19 protein-coding genes and 1 pseudogene are annotated in these 16,970 nt (G+C 65.1%); 5 read left to right on the forward strand and 15 right to left on the reverse strand.

What is annotated here, in order from left to right; all coding sequences use genetic code 11:
* Nucleotides 1-9: 9 nt before the first annotated feature.
* Nucleotides 10-1,341, reverse strand: coding sequence for an MFS transporter (locus MKK52_RS07550; RefSeq protein ID WP_243953207.1), 1,332 nt, complete (start codon nucleotides 1,339-1,341; stop codon nucleotides 10-12).
* A gap of 26 nt (nucleotides 1,342-1,367) precedes the next feature.
* On the reverse strand, nucleotides 1,368-2,795 hold the full coding sequence (locus MKK52_RS07555; protein WP_243953208.1) for an FAD-binding oxidoreductase: 1,428 nt from the start codon (nucleotides 2,793-2,795) through the stop codon (nucleotides 1,368-1,370).
* A 360-nt stretch (nucleotides 2,796-3,155) separates the two neighbouring features.
* Between MKK52_RS07555 and MKK52_RS07560 the strand changes: the two genes are divergently transcribed.
* Nucleotides 3,156-3,836 carry a FadR/GntR family transcriptional regulator gene (locus tag MKK52_RS07560; protein WP_313898735.1) on the forward strand — a complete coding sequence of 227 codons (681 nt, stop codon included), beginning with the start codon at nucleotides 3,156-3,158 and terminating at the stop codon, nucleotides 3,834-3,836.
* Between the two features lie 361 nt (nucleotides 3,837-4,197).
* Nucleotides 4,198-4,737 carry an MAPEG family protein gene (locus tag MKK52_RS07565; RefSeq protein WP_243953209.1) on the forward strand — a complete coding sequence of 180 codons (540 nt, stop codon included), beginning with the start codon at nucleotides 4,198-4,200 and terminating at the stop codon, nucleotides 4,735-4,737.
* A gap of 257 nt (nucleotides 4,738-4,994) precedes the next feature.
* On the opposite strand, the pseudogene MKK52_RS07570 reads toward MKK52_RS07565, so the two are convergent.
* A pseudogene (locus MKK52_RS07570) lies at nucleotides 4,995-5,237 on the reverse strand (hypothetical protein); the annotation flags it as partial.
* A gap of 204 nt (nucleotides 5,238-5,441) precedes the next feature.
* Here MKK52_RS07570 and MKK52_RS07575 point away from each other — a divergent pair.
* The 3 genes from MKK52_RS07575 (at nucleotide 5,442) to MKK52_RS07585 (ending at nucleotide 8,086) form a co-directional block, all read left to right on the forward strand.
* Nucleotides 5,442-5,618: a hypothetical protein gene (locus tag MKK52_RS07575; RefSeq protein ID WP_243928162.1), complete on the forward strand. Its 177-nt coding sequence runs from the start codon at nucleotides 5,442-5,444 to the stop codon at nucleotides 5,616-5,618.
* Between the two features lie 742 nt (nucleotides 5,619-6,360).
* Nucleotides 6,361-7,539 (forward strand): zinc-dependent alcohol dehydrogenase, encoded by a 1,179-nt coding sequence (locus tag MKK52_RS07580; protein WP_243928192.1) that lies wholly within the window; start codon nucleotides 6,361-6,363, stop codon nucleotides 7,537-7,539.
* A 76-nt stretch (nucleotides 7,540-7,615) separates the two neighbouring features.
* Nucleotides 7,616-8,086, forward strand: a complete 471-nt coding sequence (locus MKK52_RS07585; RefSeq protein ID WP_243928193.1) for a regulator — start codon at nucleotides 7,616-7,618, stop codon at nucleotides 8,084-8,086.
* A gap of 485 nt (nucleotides 8,087-8,571) precedes the next feature.
* Here the strand turns inward: MKK52_RS07585 and MKK52_RS07590 are convergent, their stop codons facing one another.
* The 12 genes from MKK52_RS07590 to MKK52_RS07645 form a co-directional block, all read right to left on the reverse strand.
* Nucleotides 8,572-8,856 carry a hypothetical protein gene (locus MKK52_RS07590; RefSeq protein WP_192710956.1) on the reverse strand — a complete coding sequence of 95 codons (285 nt, stop codon included), beginning with the start codon at nucleotides 8,854-8,856 and terminating at the stop codon, nucleotides 8,572-8,574.
* 52 nt (nucleotides 8,857-8,908) lie between these two features.
* Entirely contained in the window at nucleotides 8,909-9,262 is a 354-nt protein-coding gene (locus MKK52_RS07595; protein WP_243953210.1) for a hypothetical protein, read from the reverse strand.
* A gap of 300 nt (nucleotides 9,263-9,562) precedes the next feature.
* A complete protein-coding gene (locus tag MKK52_RS07600) occupies nucleotides 9,563-10,843 on the reverse strand; it encodes a cation:proton antiporter (protein ID WP_243953211.1) in 1,281 nt (426 codons plus the stop codon).
* Nucleotides 10,844-10,995: 152 nt separating this feature from the next.
* Nucleotides 10,996-11,373: an acyl-CoA thioesterase gene (locus tag MKK52_RS07605; RefSeq protein WP_243907806.1), complete on the reverse strand. Its 378-nt coding sequence runs from the start codon at nucleotides 11,371-11,373 to the stop codon at nucleotides 10,996-10,998.
* A 61-nt stretch (nucleotides 11,374-11,434) separates the two neighbouring features.
* Nucleotides 11,435-12,649, reverse strand: coding sequence for a transaldolase (gene tal, locus MKK52_RS07610; RefSeq protein ID WP_243953212.1), 1,215 nt, complete (start codon nucleotides 12,647-12,649; stop codon nucleotides 11,435-11,437).
* 97 nt (nucleotides 12,650-12,746) lie between these two features.
* Nucleotides 12,747-13,046: a hypothetical protein gene (locus tag MKK52_RS07615; RefSeq protein WP_243953213.1), complete on the reverse strand. Its 300-nt coding sequence runs from the start codon at nucleotides 13,044-13,046 to the stop codon at nucleotides 12,747-12,749.
* Between the two features lie 370 nt (nucleotides 13,047-13,416).
* Nucleotides 13,417-14,589 (reverse strand): chromosome partitioning protein ParA, encoded by a 1,173-nt coding sequence (locus MKK52_RS07620; protein ID WP_243953214.1) that lies wholly within the window; start codon nucleotides 14,587-14,589, stop codon nucleotides 13,417-13,419.
* A gap of 414 nt (nucleotides 14,590-15,003) precedes the next feature.
* Complete coding sequence (locus MKK52_RS07625; protein ID WP_243928302.1) at nucleotides 15,004-15,351, reverse strand: CsbD family protein; 348 nt, start codon at nucleotides 15,349-15,351, stop codon at nucleotides 15,004-15,006.
* An 89-nt stretch (nucleotides 15,352-15,440) separates the two neighbouring features.
* Nucleotides 15,441-15,638 carry a hypothetical protein gene (locus MKK52_RS07630; RefSeq protein ID WP_243928199.1) on the reverse strand — a complete coding sequence of 66 codons (198 nt, stop codon included), beginning with the start codon at nucleotides 15,636-15,638 and terminating at the stop codon, nucleotides 15,441-15,443.
* A gap of 97 nt (nucleotides 15,639-15,735) precedes the next feature.
* Complete coding sequence (locus tag MKK52_RS07635; RefSeq protein ID WP_243953215.1) at nucleotides 15,736-16,236, reverse strand: YidB family protein; 501 nt, start codon at nucleotides 16,234-16,236, stop codon at nucleotides 15,736-15,738.
* Between the two features lie 40 nt (nucleotides 16,237-16,276).
* On the reverse strand, nucleotides 16,277-16,576 hold the full coding sequence (locus MKK52_RS07640; RefSeq protein ID WP_243953216.1) for a hypothetical protein: 300 nt from the start codon (nucleotides 16,574-16,576) through the stop codon (nucleotides 16,277-16,279).
* A 51-nt stretch (nucleotides 16,577-16,627) separates the two neighbouring features.
* The gene (locus tag MKK52_RS07645; RefSeq protein ID WP_243928202.1) at nucleotides 16,628-16,930 is read right to left on the reverse strand and encodes a hypothetical protein; all 303 of its coding nucleotides are present in this window, start codon (nucleotides 16,928-16,930) and stop codon (nucleotides 16,628-16,630) included.
* Nucleotides 16,931-16,970 lie beyond the last annotated feature (40 nt).

The following is a 16,970-nucleotide window of genomic DNA, read 5'->3' on the forward strand; positions in this document are numbered from 1 at the left end:
GAGCCTGCCTCAGGCCTTGGACGGGGTGGCGCCGGCCGCGAGGGCGCTGCCCTCGGCCTCGTCGTCCCGACTCTTCAACGGCGCGATCTCGCCGACGATGAACAGGTACGAGCAGGCGCCGACGATGCTCAGCGTTCCCGCCACCGCGAGCGGCACCACGAACGAGCCCTGGGTGATCGAGACCATCACGCCCGTGAAGGTGGTGATGGCGATGCCCGCGAGGTTGGAGGCGAAGTTCTGGATGCCGGAGATCGAGGCGACATGGGCCGGGGTCGGGGCAACGTCGCCCGGCAGCGTCCAGATGTTGGCGCCGGCGAAGGCGAGGCCGGAATACGAGATCGCCAGCAGCGTCAGGGCCGCCGCGTCACCGGGCACCAGCGGCGCGAGGGCCACCACTGAGGAGGCAAGCAGGCCACCGACGAGGCAGGTCTTGCGGGCGGCGGTGAGGCTCCAGCCCCCCTTGAATAAGCGGTCGGACAGGTAGCCGCCGAGCCAGCCGGCTGGGATTGCGACGAGGCCGGGCACCAGCCCGAGCGTGCCGAGCTTCGCCAGGGAAAAGCCGCGGGACTGGGTGAGGTAGGACGGGAACCACGTGGTGTAGAAGTAGATGACGAAGTTCAGGCAGAAGAACCCGATCATCATCCCCCAGATTGTCCGATAGCGGAACAACTCGGCGTAGCGGATCTTCTTGGCGCCGGCCTTCACCGCGTAGTCGGCTTCCAGCACGGCGAGCTGCTCGGCCGTGACGGCGGAATGGTTCTTCGGATCGCGATAGAGCACGTACCACAGCACCATCCACACGAGGCCGATGGCGCCGGTGACGAGGAAGGCCTCGCGCCAGCCGAAATTGGCGATGATGAAGGCGACGAGCGGGAGGGTCATCGCCGAGCCGACGCGCGAGCCCGAGGCCCAGACGCCGGTGGCGAGCCCGCGCTCCGAGCGGCGGAACCACAGGGAGGTGACCTTGGCGTTTACGGGATAGCAGAACGCCTCGCCGATCCCGAGCACCATGCGGCAGGCGATGAGCGAGGCCACGCCACCCGCGAACGCCGTCGCCAGGGTCGCGACCGACATGATCAGCGTGGCCACCGTGTAGGTCAGCCGCGAGCCGAACTTGTCGATCAGCCAGCCGCCCGGCAGCTGCATCAGCACGTAGGACCAAAAGAACGCCGACAGGATCAGGCCCATCAGGGCCGGATCGATCCCGTATTCCTTCTGGATCATCGGCACGGCGACGCCGAGGTTGGCGCGGTCGATGTAGTTGATCGCCACCGCCAGAAAACACATCAAAACGATGGTCCAGCGCTGTTTCGGTAGTTTTATCGTGGCCTGTCCCGTCATGGCGTGTTCCTCCCTCTTATAGTCGTTCAGTCCATCAAGACCTTGCCGGGGTTCATTAGGCCGGCCGGATCGAGCACGCCCTTGATCGCCCGCATCAGGTCAAGTTCCAGGGGATCGGTGACGCGGGCGAGCCGGCCTCGGTTGGACAGGCCGATGCCGTGCTCGGCACTGATGGCGCCGCGCTGCAGACGGGTCTCGTCGTCGACGATGCCGTTGATGAGCGCGACGACCCGCTCGGTTTCGCCGCTCTCCGTGAGCCGCGCCCGGTCGATGAGGGCACAGACATGGATGTTGCCGTCGCCGATATGGCCGTGCATCGCCACGATGGCGTGCGGCACCGCCTCCTGGATCCGCCTCTCGACGTTCACCGCGAAGGCGGCCTGACGATCGAGGGGAACGGCGCTGTCGTGGGAGACAACCAAGCCGGACCGCTTGTTGCCCTCCGAGACGCTGTGGCGGACCTTCCAGATGCCCTTAGCCTGTGCCTCGCTCGACGCGATCAGCGCGTCCGAGATCAGCTCCCGCTCCAGAGCCTCGCCCAGGGCGGCTTCGAGGGGGGTCGCGAGATCCGTCCCGGCCAGCGTGTCGGTAAGCTCGATGATGAGATACCACGGCGTGTCGAGGCTGAACGGGATCGCCGTGTCCGGCACATGATTGCGGATCGCCTCGATCTGGCTGCGGTTCATGATCTCCAGCGAACCCAGCCGGTCGCCGACATGGGAGCGGAGCAGACCCATCACTTCCAGCGCCTGCTCGACGCCAGGCAGCATCGCCAGCGCCGTGAGCGACACCCGGGGCCGAGCGAAGAGCTTCAGCACCGCGCCCGTGATGATGCCGAGGGTGCCTTCGGCGCCTATGAAGAGCTGCTTCAGGTCGTAGCCGGTGTTGTCTTTCCGCAGGGCGCGCAGGCCATCGAAGATCCGGCCGTCGGGAAGCACCGCCTCGATTCCGAGCACGAGCTCCCGCGTCGGGCCGTAGCGCAGCACGGCGGTGCCGCCCGCGTTGGTGCCGATGTTACCGCCGATCTGGCACGACCCCTCGGCCCCGAGGCTCAGGGGGAAGTACCGGTCCGCCGCCTCGGCCGCGGCCTGGATGTCGGCCAGCACGCAGCCGGCCTCGACGGTGATGGTGTTGGCCAGCGGGCTGACCGCCCGGATTGCCCGCATCCGGTCCAGCCGGATCACGAGGTTGCGGCCGGGCGCCGTCGGGGTGGCGCCGCCGCACAGGCCGGTATTGCCGCCCTGCGGGACGATGGCGACGCCCTCGCGGTGAGCCAGTGCGACGACCTGCGACACCTCGGAGACATTCGCGGGCTTCACCACCGCGTCGGCCTGGCCGTGATAGCGCTCGCGCCAATCGGTCACGTAAGGGGCGAGGTCGTCCTGCGGGCCCATCACATTCCGTAGGCCGACGATGCCGGACAGGCGATCGATGAAGCCTTGAGTATCACTCACGGCGATCTCCCTACGAGCGGGCCCCAGCCCTGCATCTACTTGTTATAAAGTTGTAATGTAGATACCCTTCGTTTTGCGACAGGTCAAGTGGTCTTGGCCGCCCAATTTAAGACAGGTTATGTCGGGGAGACTCATGCCTCCCGCAATGCGCGCATCAGGGGCAGCGCGTTGACGGTTCGGCAAGAGCCATGAAGCACCTGACATCTTTTTGACAACTCGGATGACGCGAGCACCAAGATGTGTCAGGTTGAGGCTTTTTCGAACCGACTCCCATCAGAGCGGCAGTGTGGGAACAGAACGGCAGTGACAGCATCCTTGGCCCTATCTCCCGAGACGCCAACGCCTCGCCCGACAAGTCTGGTGGATACCGTCTACCGGGCGATCCTCGCCGGCGTGGCGGACGGCACCTATGCGCCGAATGACCGCTTGCCGAGCGAGCACGATCTCGCCGGCCAGTTCAGGGTCTCGCGACCCGTGGTGCGTTCAGCCCTCGACCGGCTGAGGCGCGAGGGGACCATTGTGTCGAGGCGCGGCGCGGGAAGCTTCGTCCGGGCGAGCGAGGCGAAGCAGACGCTTGGCTTCGCGCCGGTGGAGAGCATCGCCGACATTCAACGGTGCTATGAGTTTCGGCTCACGATCGAGCCGGATGCTGCCTTCCACGCGGCCCTACGGCGCGACGAGGCCGCCCTCCACCGCATCGAGGCGGCGCTGGAGCTTCTCACGGCGGCAACGCGCCAGGAGCAGCACCGGGAAGATGCCGACTTCACGTTCCACCATGCGATCGCGGAGGCTTCGAACAACCACTATTATGCGGCCTCACTTCAGGCGCTGCGTTCGCACATCGCGGTAGGCATGAAGATCCATGGCCTGTCCCTGCTCGGACCTAATTCGGGTCTGAAAGGCGTGCTCGAAGAGCACGAGGGTATTTTCCTCGCGATCCGAGATGGGGATGCCGAAGCAGCGCGTCACTCGATGGCGGCACATATACGCACGTCGCGGGACCGCTTGTTCGAAGGACGGCTGCTCGATCTTTCGCTCTGAGCGCCGGGATCTTGGCCAGGCCGATTGTCAATTAGATCATACGACGAAGTAAGATTCCCGGAGGCCCGTCCGCTTTCCGAAGTAGCGTTATACGAACCGGACGGATCGCTTTCGGCCAGACCCTGCCGAATGTCCTATGTCCGTTTTTTTGAATTCGACGCTCATAACGGACGGGCCGGAAACCACCCCAAGCGGTCCTACGGCATCCCACCCAACCCGGTCATTCCGCATCCGACCCAACTCTGCCACTTAATCCCTGCTTCGCTTTTCCCGGGAGCGGACGCCGTTTCGGAGAACCTTCGTTGCAAGCCGCTCGTCGTGCTGATGAAGTGTGCATGGGATACGCGAACGCTGCTGGCAGATGATGCAAGACACTGACGAATTCCATATGGAGCAGCGCCGGGTAGCGGTGGGGATGGCGTCGGGCTTAGCAATCACTGCCCTGGCATTGACGCTGGCTACTTCGTGGGAGCCGGTGGGAATGCCGGTGAAACCGCTTGCTGAACGTCTGCAAGCTGCACTGCGAACAGAACTGTTCGTCATCGTCTGGCTTGCTGCTGCAATCGCGAATGTCGCGCGACTGAGGTTTTTCTCACTTGATGATATCGCAGGAAGCAAGGCAGGGCCCGGATCAAAACCCGTGCAAGATGCCGTAGCATTTCTACAGAACACTCTAGAGCAGAGCATTCTAGCAATCCCAACACACCTGGCGTTCGCGACGGCCGCAGTCCATCCGATGAGCGTGTTGATGACGGTCACTGCGCTGTTTTGCGTCGGCCGGGCAATGTTTTGGATCGGCTATCAGCGTGGTGCACACGGTCGTGCGCTCGGGTTCGCCCTGACATTCTACCCAACTGTTGCGTTGCTGGGGATATCAGCAGTCGACGTCGTTATAGGATGAGACCAGTAAGGCCCCGTCGCCTCGTGTGGTCGAGAGCGCGACGGCGCAATCTCGACCCGAACAGCCGGTCGGATAGCGACCCAACCTCGCCGTTACTACCGATATGAGCTGCACCCATATGCAGACGTGGGGTCTGCGTTCCAATAGGGCTTACGGTGCGGAACGCCAAACGCTTAAGTTGAGGAATGTTTCCGAGTGCTTCGCGAGTGGCACACCAATGGTAGCGCCTCGTGTGGCTCGTGTGATGGGGTTTGGGCTGCGGTCAAGCGCTTGGTATTGAAAGCGACATGCTCGCGGTAGCGCGCGATGACCATCTCAGGCGATCCACCCGACATCAACGTTGTCATCGCCTCGCTCGCCGCATGCATTTTCTCAACGACCATGGATTGAGCCTCGGCTCGGCCCTCACGGCCGCCCCAGGCGAGACGGACCATGCGTAGTTCGATGACGCGCTGAGCCTCAATCGCTAGCATCATCGACGAAAAGAAAGGATTGTACATAAGACTCTCCAGGCTGCAGTAGAGGCCGCCAAAATCAACGTGGCTCGAGCCCTGAATGATCCTGACTAAAAATATTGAGGGAAGATGTCGCACCCTCATTCCAATCAAAATCAGTAACTTATGGTCGGGTGCCAAGTTCATCTTATAGCATTGTGCTCCCCGTCGCCCTTCCTTCGACGGTTCTCCCGACGAAAGGCACGTCTCATGGGCAGTGGCATCTTCCTTTTATTTTTGGCGCTTGGCACGATCGGCGGCGTCGGCTTCCTCGCACTGGGCGCGCGGAAGCAAGTCGCTAATTTAAAAGGTGACCCGGAACGCTCCAACCTCATCAAGGACCACGGCGGTGTGCCACGTCCAAACATGCCGGGGACGGAGCATTGAAATCGCGACCATAACGTGGAATCACCGTTCCGTTAAAGCTTGCCCCAGTGGGACGATCTAAAATTTCGGCCAAGTCGTTCCAAGAGGTATGTGCAGAGTTTGGAACGCTCAAAAGGCCGACACCTATGACTCGTGTGGAACGCTGTGGTGCAGCGGGTCTGATCAGACTTGGTCGCAGCGGCGGATCAGGTTGCCTGCAAGTAAATTTTTCGAACCATAAAGAAAGGTTGGAAACGCGCGCGATGGCGACGTCTGCTTCTCTGCGTTGACGTCCGAGAGCGGACCTGCGGCTTTCTACCCAACCCAGCCGTTCAGCGGCGTCTGCCAACGCGACCGAAGTTGGCCGTAAGCGGAATGGCTGCTTCGGAGTTTATGCGGTAGGTAACCGGACCTCGACCCCCCGGCTTCGAGCGTTCGGTTAGACGCAAACGGCACCTCTCCGGTCGGTCAAGCTACCTTGCTTATGGCAACGCCGAACTCGCCGTGAACTCGGCGATCAAGATCACCAACATCATCGCCCCACTGCTACTCGTCGTAGTGGTGGCTGGTGGGTGACAGGGCGTGGACCGAGCAAAGCCTCCACGCCGGCCTACTTGCTGCGGCATCACTCCCCGTTCGAGGCAACCTAATTCCGGTGGCGGAGGATCATCCGCGCTTCCGAAGCGATTGATCCTGGACTGGCGTCGACCGGTGGAAGGCTCTTCCATCCAGTGGTTCGGCGCCACTGGAGAAAATGACACGCATGAAGGCGCTGACTTGGCAAAGCAGGGGCAAGATCTCCTGCGAGACCGTTCCCGACCCGAAGATCGAACATGGCCGCGACGTCATCATCAAGGTGACTGCCTGCGCGATCTGCGGATCCGACCTCCACCTCATGGGCGGGTTCATGCCGACGATGGAGTGCGGCGACGTCCTTGGGCACGAGACGATGGGCGAGGTCATCGAGGTCGGGCGCGACAACCGGAAGCTCAAGGTCGGCGACCGCATCGTGGTGCCCTTCACCATCTGCTGCGGCGAGTGCCGGCAGTGCAAGTGGGGCAACTGGAGTTGCTGCGAGCGCACCAACCCGAACGGCAAGCTCCAGGCCGAGACCTACGGCTACCCCCTGGCCGGCCTGTTCGGCTTCTCGCACATCACCGGGGGGTTCGCCGGCGGCCAGGCCGAGTACCTGCGGGTGCCCTACGCCGACGTCGGCCCCATCGTGGTCCCCGAGGGTCTCAGTGACGAGCAGGTTCTGTTCCTCAGCGACATCTTCCCGACGGCCTATCAGGCCGCCGAGCACTGCGACATCGGCCCGGAGGACACCGTCGCCATCTGGGGCTGCGGCCCGGTCGGCGTACTCGCGGTGAAGTGCTGCCTGATGCTGGGCGCAAAGCGCGTCATCGCCATCGACAGCGTGCCGGAGCGCCTCGCCCTGGCCCGCGAGGCCGGCGCCGAGACCATCGACCTGTCGACCGAGAACGTCCAAAACACACTGATGGAGATGACCCATGGCCTGGGTCCGGATTCGGTCATCGAGGCGGTCGGCATGGAGTCGCACGGGGCCGACACCACCCTCCAGAAGGTGTCCTCCGCCATCATGGAGCACACCGTCAGCCTGGAGCGTCCCTTCGCCCTAAACCAGGCAATCCTGGCCTGCCGTCCGGGCGGAAACGTCTCGATGCCGGGCGTCTTCGCGGGGCCGGTCGGTCCCGTCGCCCTCGGCGTCCTGATGAACAAGGGCCTGACCCTGAAGACCGGCCAGACCCACATGGTCCGATACATGAAGCCGCTGATGGAGCGCATCCAGAACGGCGACATCGACCCGTCCTTCATCATCAGCCACCGCTCCACCAACCTGGAGGATGGCCCGGCGCTGTACGACATGTTCCGGGACAAGAAGGACAACTGCACCAAGGTCGTGTTCAAGCCGCACGGCTAAACACCCCCGACGGGGCCGGAACACGTGCGCCAAGCACATCTGGCCCCAAACAACAATAATAAATGGATGACAACCGATGCCGAACTATGCTTTCGAAGAGGGCAACATCACCTGGCGGACGCTGGACTGGCTCCCGCACATCGCGTTCTTCGTCTACAAGGTCGACGAGGAGAGCCGCATCGTCGACGTCGTGTTCAAGTTCGCGGCCAACCAAAAGGTGATGCTCCATCGGCACAAGTGCCCCTACGTCACCCTGGTGATGCAGGGCGAGCTTCGGTTCTACCGCGAGAACGGGGAGATGAAGGAGGTCCGTCCGACCGGAAGCTACGTCTCCGGTGCTGCCAACGGCGAGCCTCACATGGAGGGCGGCGGCGATGAGGACGCCATCGTGTTTTTTAGCAATCGCAACATAGAAGACGCGCTCTACGAGTTCCTCGACGACAGCGGAAACCCGGTGCAGGTCCTCGGCATCGCGGACTTCAAGGCACAGCTTGCCGACCAGGTGTCCTCCGGGACCTATGCCAGGGTCGAGGGAAGACTCGTCTGAGCGACTAAAACCGCTCTCCGGGCGCTGGATCGCACGTGCGAGACTCCTATCGCGCGGAGCTTATAGAAAGGCCAACTGCAGGCGTGACCCTACGCCTGCCTACGTTGGTCGTTGAACGGCGGCTGCACGTATTGCGTGGACGGGGTCTGCATCCTGAGATGCGGGTCGGAGGCGTCGGTCTTAGGGCTGCCCTGTCGCACCGACTTCCAACGTAAGAGCGTGTTCAACGCGCTCCTCGCGCGATGGTGTCCGAAAGCGTCGGAGGTCAGCCTCGGATCTTCCGGTGCCTGCGGCCATACGGATGCTCCCGAGGCTTCCTGCCGACCCCCGGCGGCCGTTACGCCTAGAGGCCCTCAGGTTGGAGGTCCGCCATCGCCGAGATCCCGATGTCGGACCTGGCTGAATTTGCCCCTCCGGTTAAGAGTGCACGGCGCCAGCTTGACGGCGGTGCGTTGGGATCGAGACCGTTACGTAAGTTTGGCGGATCACCTGTGGGCTTCAAGCGAGGCCACCGCGTCGCCGTTCCAGACGATGCCGAACCCGGCATCCGCGACGGCCTCGGTGGCGACCGCCTTCCAGTCCGAGAGCGGGCGGTCTTCCGCCCGGGCGAAGACGCGCTCGCAAATCTGGCTGACGCTGCCGACGGAGGCGGCGCCGCGCTCGGCCCAGTGCCGGTTCAGGGGGATCAGGGCGGCATCGTAAAGACGTGCCCGCTCGTTCATGGCTAGAAGATCCAGCCGCATGTCATCGATCTCGGCAGGTCCGATCATGTCCGGGCTTCCCTATGCTGGTGTCGGCAGGTCCATGCGTCTGAACGCGTGCCTATGGCAGGGCGCCGATCATGCCCTTGGCCTCGGTCATCGTGTTCTCGCAGGCGCGCTGGTCTCCACGCCGGTCCTCCTCGCCCGCCCGCAGGATCAGGGTCCGCGCGCCGACGACATGGTCGGCCGTCGAGACCGTAGCGGGGTCGCTGGGCGTGTCTTTGCGGGCGGCGGTCACCCCGCGCGGCGAGCCCGTCCGCAACGAGCGCCCGGCCTGCAGGCCAGCGACCTGCACCGCACCTGCACTGTCGAGGCGGCGCTCGATGGTGCCGATCTGCTCGGCGCAGGAGGACGCCAGGGCCGGAAGCGGCGAGATTGTGAGGATGAGGGTTGCCAGGATGGGTGCTAAGCGCATTGGGGTGCTTTCGGTGGGTGGCAGCATCGCAGTTGCGCTCGACGAGCGATTAACTCGATGCCGTCCCTCACGCGGCACTGCAAGGGTAGCGTCGGTACAACGGCGGAGAAGGCGTGTTGTTGCACTGCAATATCAGACGCGGGACTAGATTGCGTTTCGGCATGGCGCCGAGCCGGACGACCCGTCGGCGAGCTCGGTTCGCTGTCGACTGGTTCACCCGGTCCATCGGCATTCGGCAGTATTCCGTTGATCGACTATTGATGAGGGGGGCACGAGGAAACGGCCTTTAGCTACGCGCGGTCAGGCCGTGGGACGGGGAAGGGTCAGGTCCAGCTGAGCGCTTTCCGTGTCCCGTCCCATCCTGCGGTCGAGGGCGCGCAGCACCAGCGTAACCGTGAAGCCGTGTAGGAGGATGGAGATCAGGACGGTGAGGCCGGCCGTCGACCACAGAAGATCCGTTCCATCAAAGGACGCATGACCCGTCGCGAACGCCAAGTAGTAGACCGTCCCCAGCCCGCGGATGCCGAAGAAGCTGACGACGGCACGGTCCTCCGAGGACCGACCGCTACCGATCAGGCCAATCCAGCAGCTAAGGGGCCGGACGATCAGGACGGCGACCAGCGCGAAGGCGACGGCGGGCCAAGTCAGGTCGTATAGCAGTCCCCCGCCGATGAGCACCGCCCCGAACCCGACGAGCAGAACCATCATCAGGAGACGTTCGAGCTGCTCGGCGTAGTCATGCATCTTGCGATGGTAGTCATGCCCGCGGCTGGAAGAGCGCAGCGCGACGGCCGACGCGAACACGCCAACGAAGCCGTAGCCGTCGACGATCTGGACGCATCCGTAGGCGATGCAGGTCACGCCGAGTGCCACGAAGCCGTCGCCGGTGCGGGAGAGCTTCGACAGGTTGGGCAGGTGGAACATCAGCCATCCTAGCGCCCGCCCTATCGCCGCCCCGAGGACGGCGCCGACGGCGATCTTCCAGAGCACGTCGACGGCAAGCCAGTGAGACCACGAAAAACCGGCCAGGCCGCCGGTACCAGCCAGAGCGATGGCGAGGTTCACGAACGGGAAGGCGAGGCCGTCATTGAGACCCGCCTCGGAGGTCAGGGCGAACCGCGGCTCGTCCTCGTGGGCCTCGTCGGGGTGGCCGACCTGGACGTCGGATGCCACAACCGGGTCCGTCGGGGCCAGGGACGACCCTAGGAGAAGGGCCGAGGCAAGACCGAGCCCGAGAAGGGCCGACCCCAGCGCGGTCAGCGCGAGAATGGTCAGGGGCATGCCGATGCCGAGGAGGCGCCACGTCATCGACCAGCTCCGCCAACCGAAGAGGCGGTCGATCTTGAGGCCGGCCCCCATCAGCGAGATCACGACCACGGCCTCGGTGGCATGCTCGATGAGCTTGGCATGGGAGCCAGGATGGGGCGTGAGCTCACCGATGGCGGGGATGACCGACAGGGCTGCGCCGATCCCGACGCAACAGATGGGAAGCGACAGGGGCAGAGCCCGAAGCACCATCGGCAACCAAGCCGTCAGAAGCACCAGGACACCGAACCCGGCGACGACGACATAGGTTTCCATGTGGACTCAAGTGATTTCGGAAACCTCGGTTCAATGAATCGAACTATCCGCGACGATGGCGACAGGTCCGTGCCGACCGGGCCGGTCGGACAAGTCTGATGGAATGCCCGCGGACCGAGGATGTCGCCATGTCCAGTTCCGCCGGCCCCCTCCTACTTCCGCGGCTTTCCATCGTCGTCAAGGGCGACGTAGGTAAAGACCCCTTCGGTGACCTTCTCGGGATCGCCGCCTGTCCTATCACGCACCCAGACCTCGACCTTCACGCCCAACGACGTCTCGCCGACCTGCTGCAGGGCGCAGTAGCAACTCACCTCGTCGCCGACCGCAATCGGCCGTAGGAAGCGCATCGCGTCGATGCTGACGGTCGCGACGCGCCCCCTGGTGCGCTGGGCGGCGAAGGTTCCGCCCGCCAGGTCCATCTGGGACACCGTCCAGCCGCCGAAGATGGCGCCGGCCGCGTTGGTGTCGCGTGGCATGGCGATGGTGCGCAGGTGTGGGCCATCGGAGACGTTCGGGACCGTGTCGCTCATATCGTATGCCTCGCCCCTGGTTTCGGTCGGGTCGAAAAACGGACAATCGGCGTGGAAAAGTTCATGTCCGAGCGCCGTTCCCTGATCGCACCGGGGCCGCCGCGGCCGGGGCACCCTTCGGGGCGTCCTGGCCGGATGCAGGGCAGACCGCCCCGGCCGGCATGACGCCGGCGCCGGCCCGTTCGAGTTGTCCGGTGACCGAGGCGATGAGCTCGTTCCAGCTCGCCTCGAACGAGGCGACGGCCTTGGCCTCCAGCGTGGTGGCGACGTCCGCCATGTCGATGCCGAGCCGCTCCAATTCGTTGAGAATGGCCTGGGCCGCGCCGGCGGGCGCATGGATCGTGTCCGGCCGGATACGGCCATGATCTGCTACGGCGCGAAGCGTCGGCTGCGCCATGGTGTTGACCGTCTCGGGCCCGGCGAGCTCGACGACGTAACGGGTGTCGTCGAGGGCCTTGTCCTTCACCCCGGTGGATGCCCATAGAAGGCGTTGGGGCCGTGCTCCCTTCAGGGCGTGCCAGCGCGCGGAGGCGACGCTGTCCTCCCATACCCCGTATGCGAGGCGGGCGTTGGCGATGGCCGCCTGGCCACGGACGCGGTCGCGTTCGACGGCATTGCCTGCCCCCTCCGCCAGCCGGCGGTCCACCTCGATGTCGACGCGGCTGAGGAAGAACGAGGCGACGCTCTCCACCCCAACGAGGCTTTCGCCGGCGGCCGCCCGACGTTCGAGTCCAGTGAGGAACCCGTCGAGCACCGCCTCGTAGCGGGCCACCGAGAAAATCAGGGTCACGTTGACCGAGATGCCCTCCGCCAGGCAGGTCGAGATGGCGGGCAGGCCGGCATCTGTCGCGGGGATCTTGATATAGAGGTTCGGTCTGTCGACCAGCCACCACAGGCCGCGCGCCTCGGCCACAGTGCGCTCGGTATCGCCCGAGATGCGCGGATCGACCTCGATGGATACCCGGCCGTCGCGGCCGCCGGTACGGTCGTAGACCGGACGGAGGACGTCGCAGGCGGTCCGGACGTCCCAGGCGGTCAGCAGCCGAACCGTCTCGCCGATGGCGGTCCCACGCAGCGCCAGATCGCGCACGTGGCCGTCGTAGCCCTCGCCGGCCCCGATGGCCTTGGCGAAAATGGTCGGGTTGGTGGTGATGCCGATGACACCATCGCGCTCGACCGCTTCCGCAAGGGCGCCGGACTCGATCATGGGCCGGCTGAGGTCATCCAACCAAATGGCGACGCCGGCCGCTGCGAGGTCATGGAGGGGATCGGTCATCGGTTCTTTCCGTCAGGGCGGATGGGTGGGAGCCGTCCCCCGTGGGCCGGCGTCGGCCGTGCCGACCAACCCCCGTGAGTGACCGTCGGGTGCCGGTTCAGCCGCCGACGTCACCGTGGAAGGTCGCGAAGGACGACAGCACCTTCTCGGCGATGGCGTCGTCGACCGCGACGGAAACCCTGACCTTGCCGGCCAGCGCGGGTTCGCCCTCATTCCCGGCCTTCAGGTGCCCGTCCTCGACATCCGCCCGCGCCGCCTCGGTCCCAGCCGTGTTCTCGTCCGAGGCAGGGCCGACCTGCACCGCGTTCCGATCAAGGCCGTGATCCTGCACGATGTGCTCGACGGCCATCTCCGCATCCCGGCGGGATTTGAAATCGGCTGAGATCGTCCTGGACATGTCGCCTCCGGTTTATTGTCGATGGGTCCGGAAGGACCTCGAAAGAACATTCGGGATCGACTTCCATCGTCTTTGGCAAAGGGCCGGCGCGCGGGACCGTTCCGGTGGCGAACCGTTAATACGGACGCGAGGGTGGAATTCACAATGCAATCCGAAGCTGCATTGACCACTACGGTTCAAATCGCAGCAAGCACCCACCCTGGGCGTCTGTGACGCCATGTCCGAAAATCCGCCGGTCAGAGCGCTTCCTCCCTATCCCGCCGATCTGCAGCCCCCTGTCCGTTCCCTGCCCGGCGAAAAAACGGGCCCAGCCTCATCTGAGGCTGGGCTCATCCTGGTTCAGCCCCCTTCGACCCCCGTCCCGCGGGATTCATTCGGACTTGGGAGCGATGGCAGGCGCTTGCGGCTGGGATGGGCCGGGATGCACCGTCATGGCAGGAGGATGGTCCGATAGCTGCTGACGTGCCTCGGCGAGCTTAGCCTGGGCCGCGGCAAGGTCATGACGGGTCGTTCCCAGCCGGTCCTCAAGGGCAGCCATCTCCTTGTTGCGGGAGGCCAGCGTCTCGGTCAGGGTCGCCAACTGCGCCTGGGCGTCGGCCTGCCGCTTCTGCAGCGCCTCTACCGCCGAGGCCGCGCCGTCGCGGTCGGAAGCCAGCTTCTGGACAGCCTGCTCAGCCTGGCTCCGTTCCAAGATCACACTGTCCCGCTCGGACTGCGCCTTGGCGAGTTGCTTCTGCGTCGAAGCCAACCCATCCTTGGCTTGCTGCACCTGCTGGCCAGCCTGCGAGACGTCGCTCGCCAGCTTTTCACGATTGGCGGTCAGACCGTCGACGGCCCGCTCCAGTTCGGCCTTCTGCCTCGTCGCCTGCTCAGTCGCGGCGCGGGCATCGGCCAGCTCCTTCTGAGCGGCAGCCGAGCCCTCGCGCGCCTTCTGCTGGCTCTCCTCGGCCTTGGCGAGGTCGGCAGTCTTAGCGGTCGCCTCCTGGGACATGGCGGCGATATCGGACCGCAGCTTTGCCTCCTGCTGGCGCGTCTCTTCCAGCCGGCGCCCGACGTCGGACAGTTCCTTGGTCCTGGCGGTCGCCGCCTGCTCGGCTGCCGTGGTGGCCTCCTTCATAGGAGCGAGCTTCTGCTCAGCCTGGGTGACCTGGGCCTGCAGCCCGGTGAGCTTGGTCGTCTCGGCCTCGGTGGTGGCCTTGGCCTCGCCGGCCTTGCGCTCGGCCTCCTGTTGTTCCGTCGCCAGGCTTGCCGCCTTCGTCTTGGCCTGTTCGCCGGCCTGAGTGATATCCCGCTCCTGCTGCTGGGCCGATGCGATCCTCGCCTGGAGCCCGTCGAGGGTACCCGCCGCCGCCCGCTGCTGATCGAGGTCCGATTGCAGGGAGACCTGCCGCGTCTCCAGGTCCTGGATGCGATGGTCCCGGGCGGTCCTCTGCCGTGCGCCCGCAATGGAGGCAACGACGAGCCAGACCAGGAGTACCACCGCCACGACGGCGAGGCTGAACGGAAGGGGCCTGCGAAGTTCGGAACGGTAGTCGATGGCCATGGCGTTCTCGCGGGCGTTGGAGGGAACGGATCAGATCGACGAGGCAGCCTCGCCAGGCGTCGGTTCGGCACTGGCAGCCCCCGGCTCGGGGGTGGAAACACTCGATGCGAGACCGCCATGACCCGCCCCGACCAGGGAGCCGATCATGACGAGGAGCGCGCGGTGCTCGGGGATCCGTTCGCCGAGGCGAGGAAATCCGCGATCTCGATGCATGACGGCCTCCCGCCGGATGGCCCGTTTGGTTCATGGAAGACGTACACGTCGGCAGGGTCGCCGCCGCGGCATAGGTACCAGCGGTCGTCGTTCGACCCGTCATGGATCAGCGTGCGCATGGGTGACATCGGAGGGTCCGCCATGTCTCGTCCCCGTCCGAGGACCGCCCTCGTCGGAAGCGTAGCCGTGGGCGACGACCGTTCAGCGACGGCCGTGAACGACCATCGCGAGCAGGTATCCGATGGCTCCGGCCATGGCCGCCAGCACCAGCGGGGACTCCTTCGCATACTGTGCGACGGCATCGCCACCCTGCCGGTAGGCACGCTCGGCCTCGGGGAAGGCGTCGCGGCTCCGGTTGATCGCCTTGTCGGCGAGGTCGCTCGCCTGTCTGGCAACGTCGCGCACGGCGTCCTTGGCCTGTCCGACGAGGTTCTCGGCGGCCCCCTTGACCTCGTTAGCCGTACCCTTGGCCTGGGTCTCCCGGTCGCCCGTGACGTCACCGACAGCGCCCTGAACCTTGCCGCCGAGTTCCTTGGCGGCGCCGGTGATGCGGTTCTCGTCCTCTGATCAATCTCCGTTTGGTTCAAAGTAGAGCCGGCCCGCAGCAAAACATGCTTCGAGCCGATGCGAGGCGCTGACTAATTCTTCGACACGGCCTTCCTGGGTCGCGCTTTGATCGAGCTTTGGTTGGCCTTCTTCGCCCGGTCGTCGGCCTTCGAAGCGTGCTTGGCGGCCTTCTTCTCGTTGCCGTCGTCGAGGTGGCGAGCGGCCTTCTGGTGTGACTTGGCCGCCGCCTTGTGGTGTTCGGCGGCCTTGGCGTGCACGCTTCCGGACATCTGTCCCTCCCGTGACGGGGATTTACGTGCCCCGGTGCAAACGTGTGGCCGGTCGGTTCTGCGGCTTCGATACCAGCGGGATCGACCGGGTGGCTTCTCAGGCGGGCATGCCAGCGACCGCGGACGGAAGCCTGCCGTCAGGGGTGTAGCGGTCCACCGCGGACGGCAGTTCGCGCGAGAGCCTGGACAGAAGGTCGTCGTGCGAGAGGCCGGTCTGCCTCGACAGCGTATCGAGGACGTCAGGACCGATGGCCGATCTCAAATGATCGGGCTTTATCTCGGCGTTCGGCCCGTGGTTGACCCAAGAGTCGGCCGCCTCGCCGTGGCCGTTCTCGCGAAAGCGGTCAACGAGTTGGCCAAGGCCGCCGCTGAGCAGGCCACCGGCACCAGCACCCCCAAGGGCGCCTCCGAGATTACCGAGCAGGCCGCCGAGACCATCCTGTCCCGCGATCCCGCCCTGTCCGGCGGGCGTACCTGCGGTTGCGGGACCACCGTGGCCAGATCCGCCGAGCATCTCTTGGATCTTGTCCCGGTTCTGGAAGCCCGCCACGGCCAACAGGCCGAGCAGCGCGGTCATCGAGGGAAAGCCGTCACTCATCGGGTGTCTCCGTTCCGTTTCGATGAAACCTTTGGGCCGATCAGCAATCGTCGTCGCCGGGCTTCACGACCTTGCCCTCGGGCGGCTTGGCCTCGTTGGTGGCGGGCGTCGCATTCGAGCCGACATTGTTCATCGCGCCGACCGTCCCGGAGGATTCTGCCTTGGCACCGGGCGAGACCTTCGCGGTCGTGTCACCGTCGACCTTCGAGGAAGCGTCGGCCGAGCCCACCTGGCCGGTGCTGTTCGTGGTCGTCCCGACCGCACATGGCTTGGCCGAGGCGATGCCGGCGCCAAGGAGCGTTATCGCCGCCGCTACGGACAGGGTGTTGAGGATCTTCATGGGGTTTCCTTCGGGTTGGGATAGGATGCGGACCGGGCAGGCGAGGGACCGCTACCGCGAGGGGGCGGACTGTTCGGAGGCCGTCACGACGTAGTCGGCAATGGCAGCCCGGCAGCCAGGCGAGACCTCCCGGGCGTTCTTGCGGAAGCAGGCGACGACCTCGGGTCCGTTTAGGTCGAGGCCGTTGCAGAAACGGGCGTAGTCGGCCGAACAGAACGGCTTCAGCGATGCCCTTGAACCGGTCTTCTCAAGAGCCTGCGCGCCGAGCGGGACGCATGACGATGCGAGGGCCGCGAATACGACGAGGTGGCGGAGATTGGTCACGGCGACGGGGCTTTCGCGATAGGTGGACATGGAATCGTACGGAGCCGGGACCGGCTCGAATCGGTCCCGG

Origin of the sequence: Methylobacterium sp. J-067 (assembly GCF_022829465.1) — a bacterium.
Lineage (GTDB): Bacteria > Pseudomonadota > Alphaproteobacteria > Rhizobiales > Beijerinckiaceae > Methylobacterium > Methylobacterium litchii.

Coding starts and splice junctions, on each gene's coding strand:
- MKK52_RS07630 (WP_243928199.1), bottom strand. CDS start 15,638: ATGTCCGGAAGCGTGCACGCCAAGGCCGCCGAACACCACAAGGCGGCG.
- MKK52_RS07565 (WP_243953209.1), top strand. CDS start 4,198: ATGATGCAAGACACTGACGAATTCCATATGGAGCAGCGCCGGGTAGCG.
- MKK52_RS07590 (WP_192710956.1), bottom strand. CDS start 8,856: ATGATCGGACCTGCCGAGATCGATGACATGCGGCTGGATCTTCTAGCC.
- MKK52_RS07550 (WP_243953207.1), bottom strand. CDS start 1,341: ATGACGGGACAGGCCACGATAAAACTACCGAAACAGCGCTGGACCATC.
- MKK52_RS07600 (WP_243953211.1), bottom strand. CDS start 10,843: ATGGAAACCTATGTCGTCGTCGCCGGGTTCGGTGTCCTGGTGCTTCTG.
- MKK52_RS07585 (WP_243928193.1), top strand. CDS start 7,616: ATGCCGAACTATGCTTTCGAAGAGGGCAACATCACCTGGCGGACGCTG.
- MKK52_RS07595 (WP_243953210.1), bottom strand. CDS start 9,262: ATGCGCTTAGCACCCATCCTGGCAACCCTCATCCTCACAATCTCGCCG.
- MKK52_RS07640 (WP_243953216.1), bottom strand. CDS start 16,576: ATGAAGATCCTCAACACCCTGTCCGTAGCGGCGGCGATAACGCTCCTT.
- MKK52_RS07605 (WP_243907806.1), bottom strand. CDS start 11,373: ATGAGCGACACGGTCCCGAACGTCTCCGATGGCCCACACCTGCGCACC.
- MKK52_RS07620 (WP_243953214.1), bottom strand. CDS start 14,589: ATGGCCATCGACTACCGTTCCGAACTTCGCAGGCCCCTTCCGTTCAGC.
- MKK52_RS07575 (WP_243928162.1), top strand. CDS start 5,442: ATGGGCAGTGGCATCTTCCTTTTATTTTTGGCGCTTGGCACGATCGGC.
- MKK52_RS07615 (WP_243953213.1), bottom strand. CDS start 13,046: ATGTCCAGGACGATCTCAGCCGATTTCAAATCCCGCCGGGATGCGGAG.
- MKK52_RS07580 (WP_243928192.1), top strand. CDS start 6,361: ATGAAGGCGCTGACTTGGCAAAGCAGGGGCAAGATCTCCTGCGAGACC.
- tal (WP_243953212.1), bottom strand. CDS start 12,649: ATGACCGATCCCCTCCATGACCTCGCAGCGGCCGGCGTCGCCATTTGG.
- MKK52_RS07635 (WP_243953215.1), bottom strand. CDS start 16,236: ATGAGTGACGGCTTTCCCTCGATGACCGCGCTGCTCGGCCTGTTGGCC.
- MKK52_RS07645 (WP_243928202.1), bottom strand. CDS start 16,930: ATGTCCACCTATCGCGAAAGCCCCGTCGCCGTGACCAATCTCCGCCAC.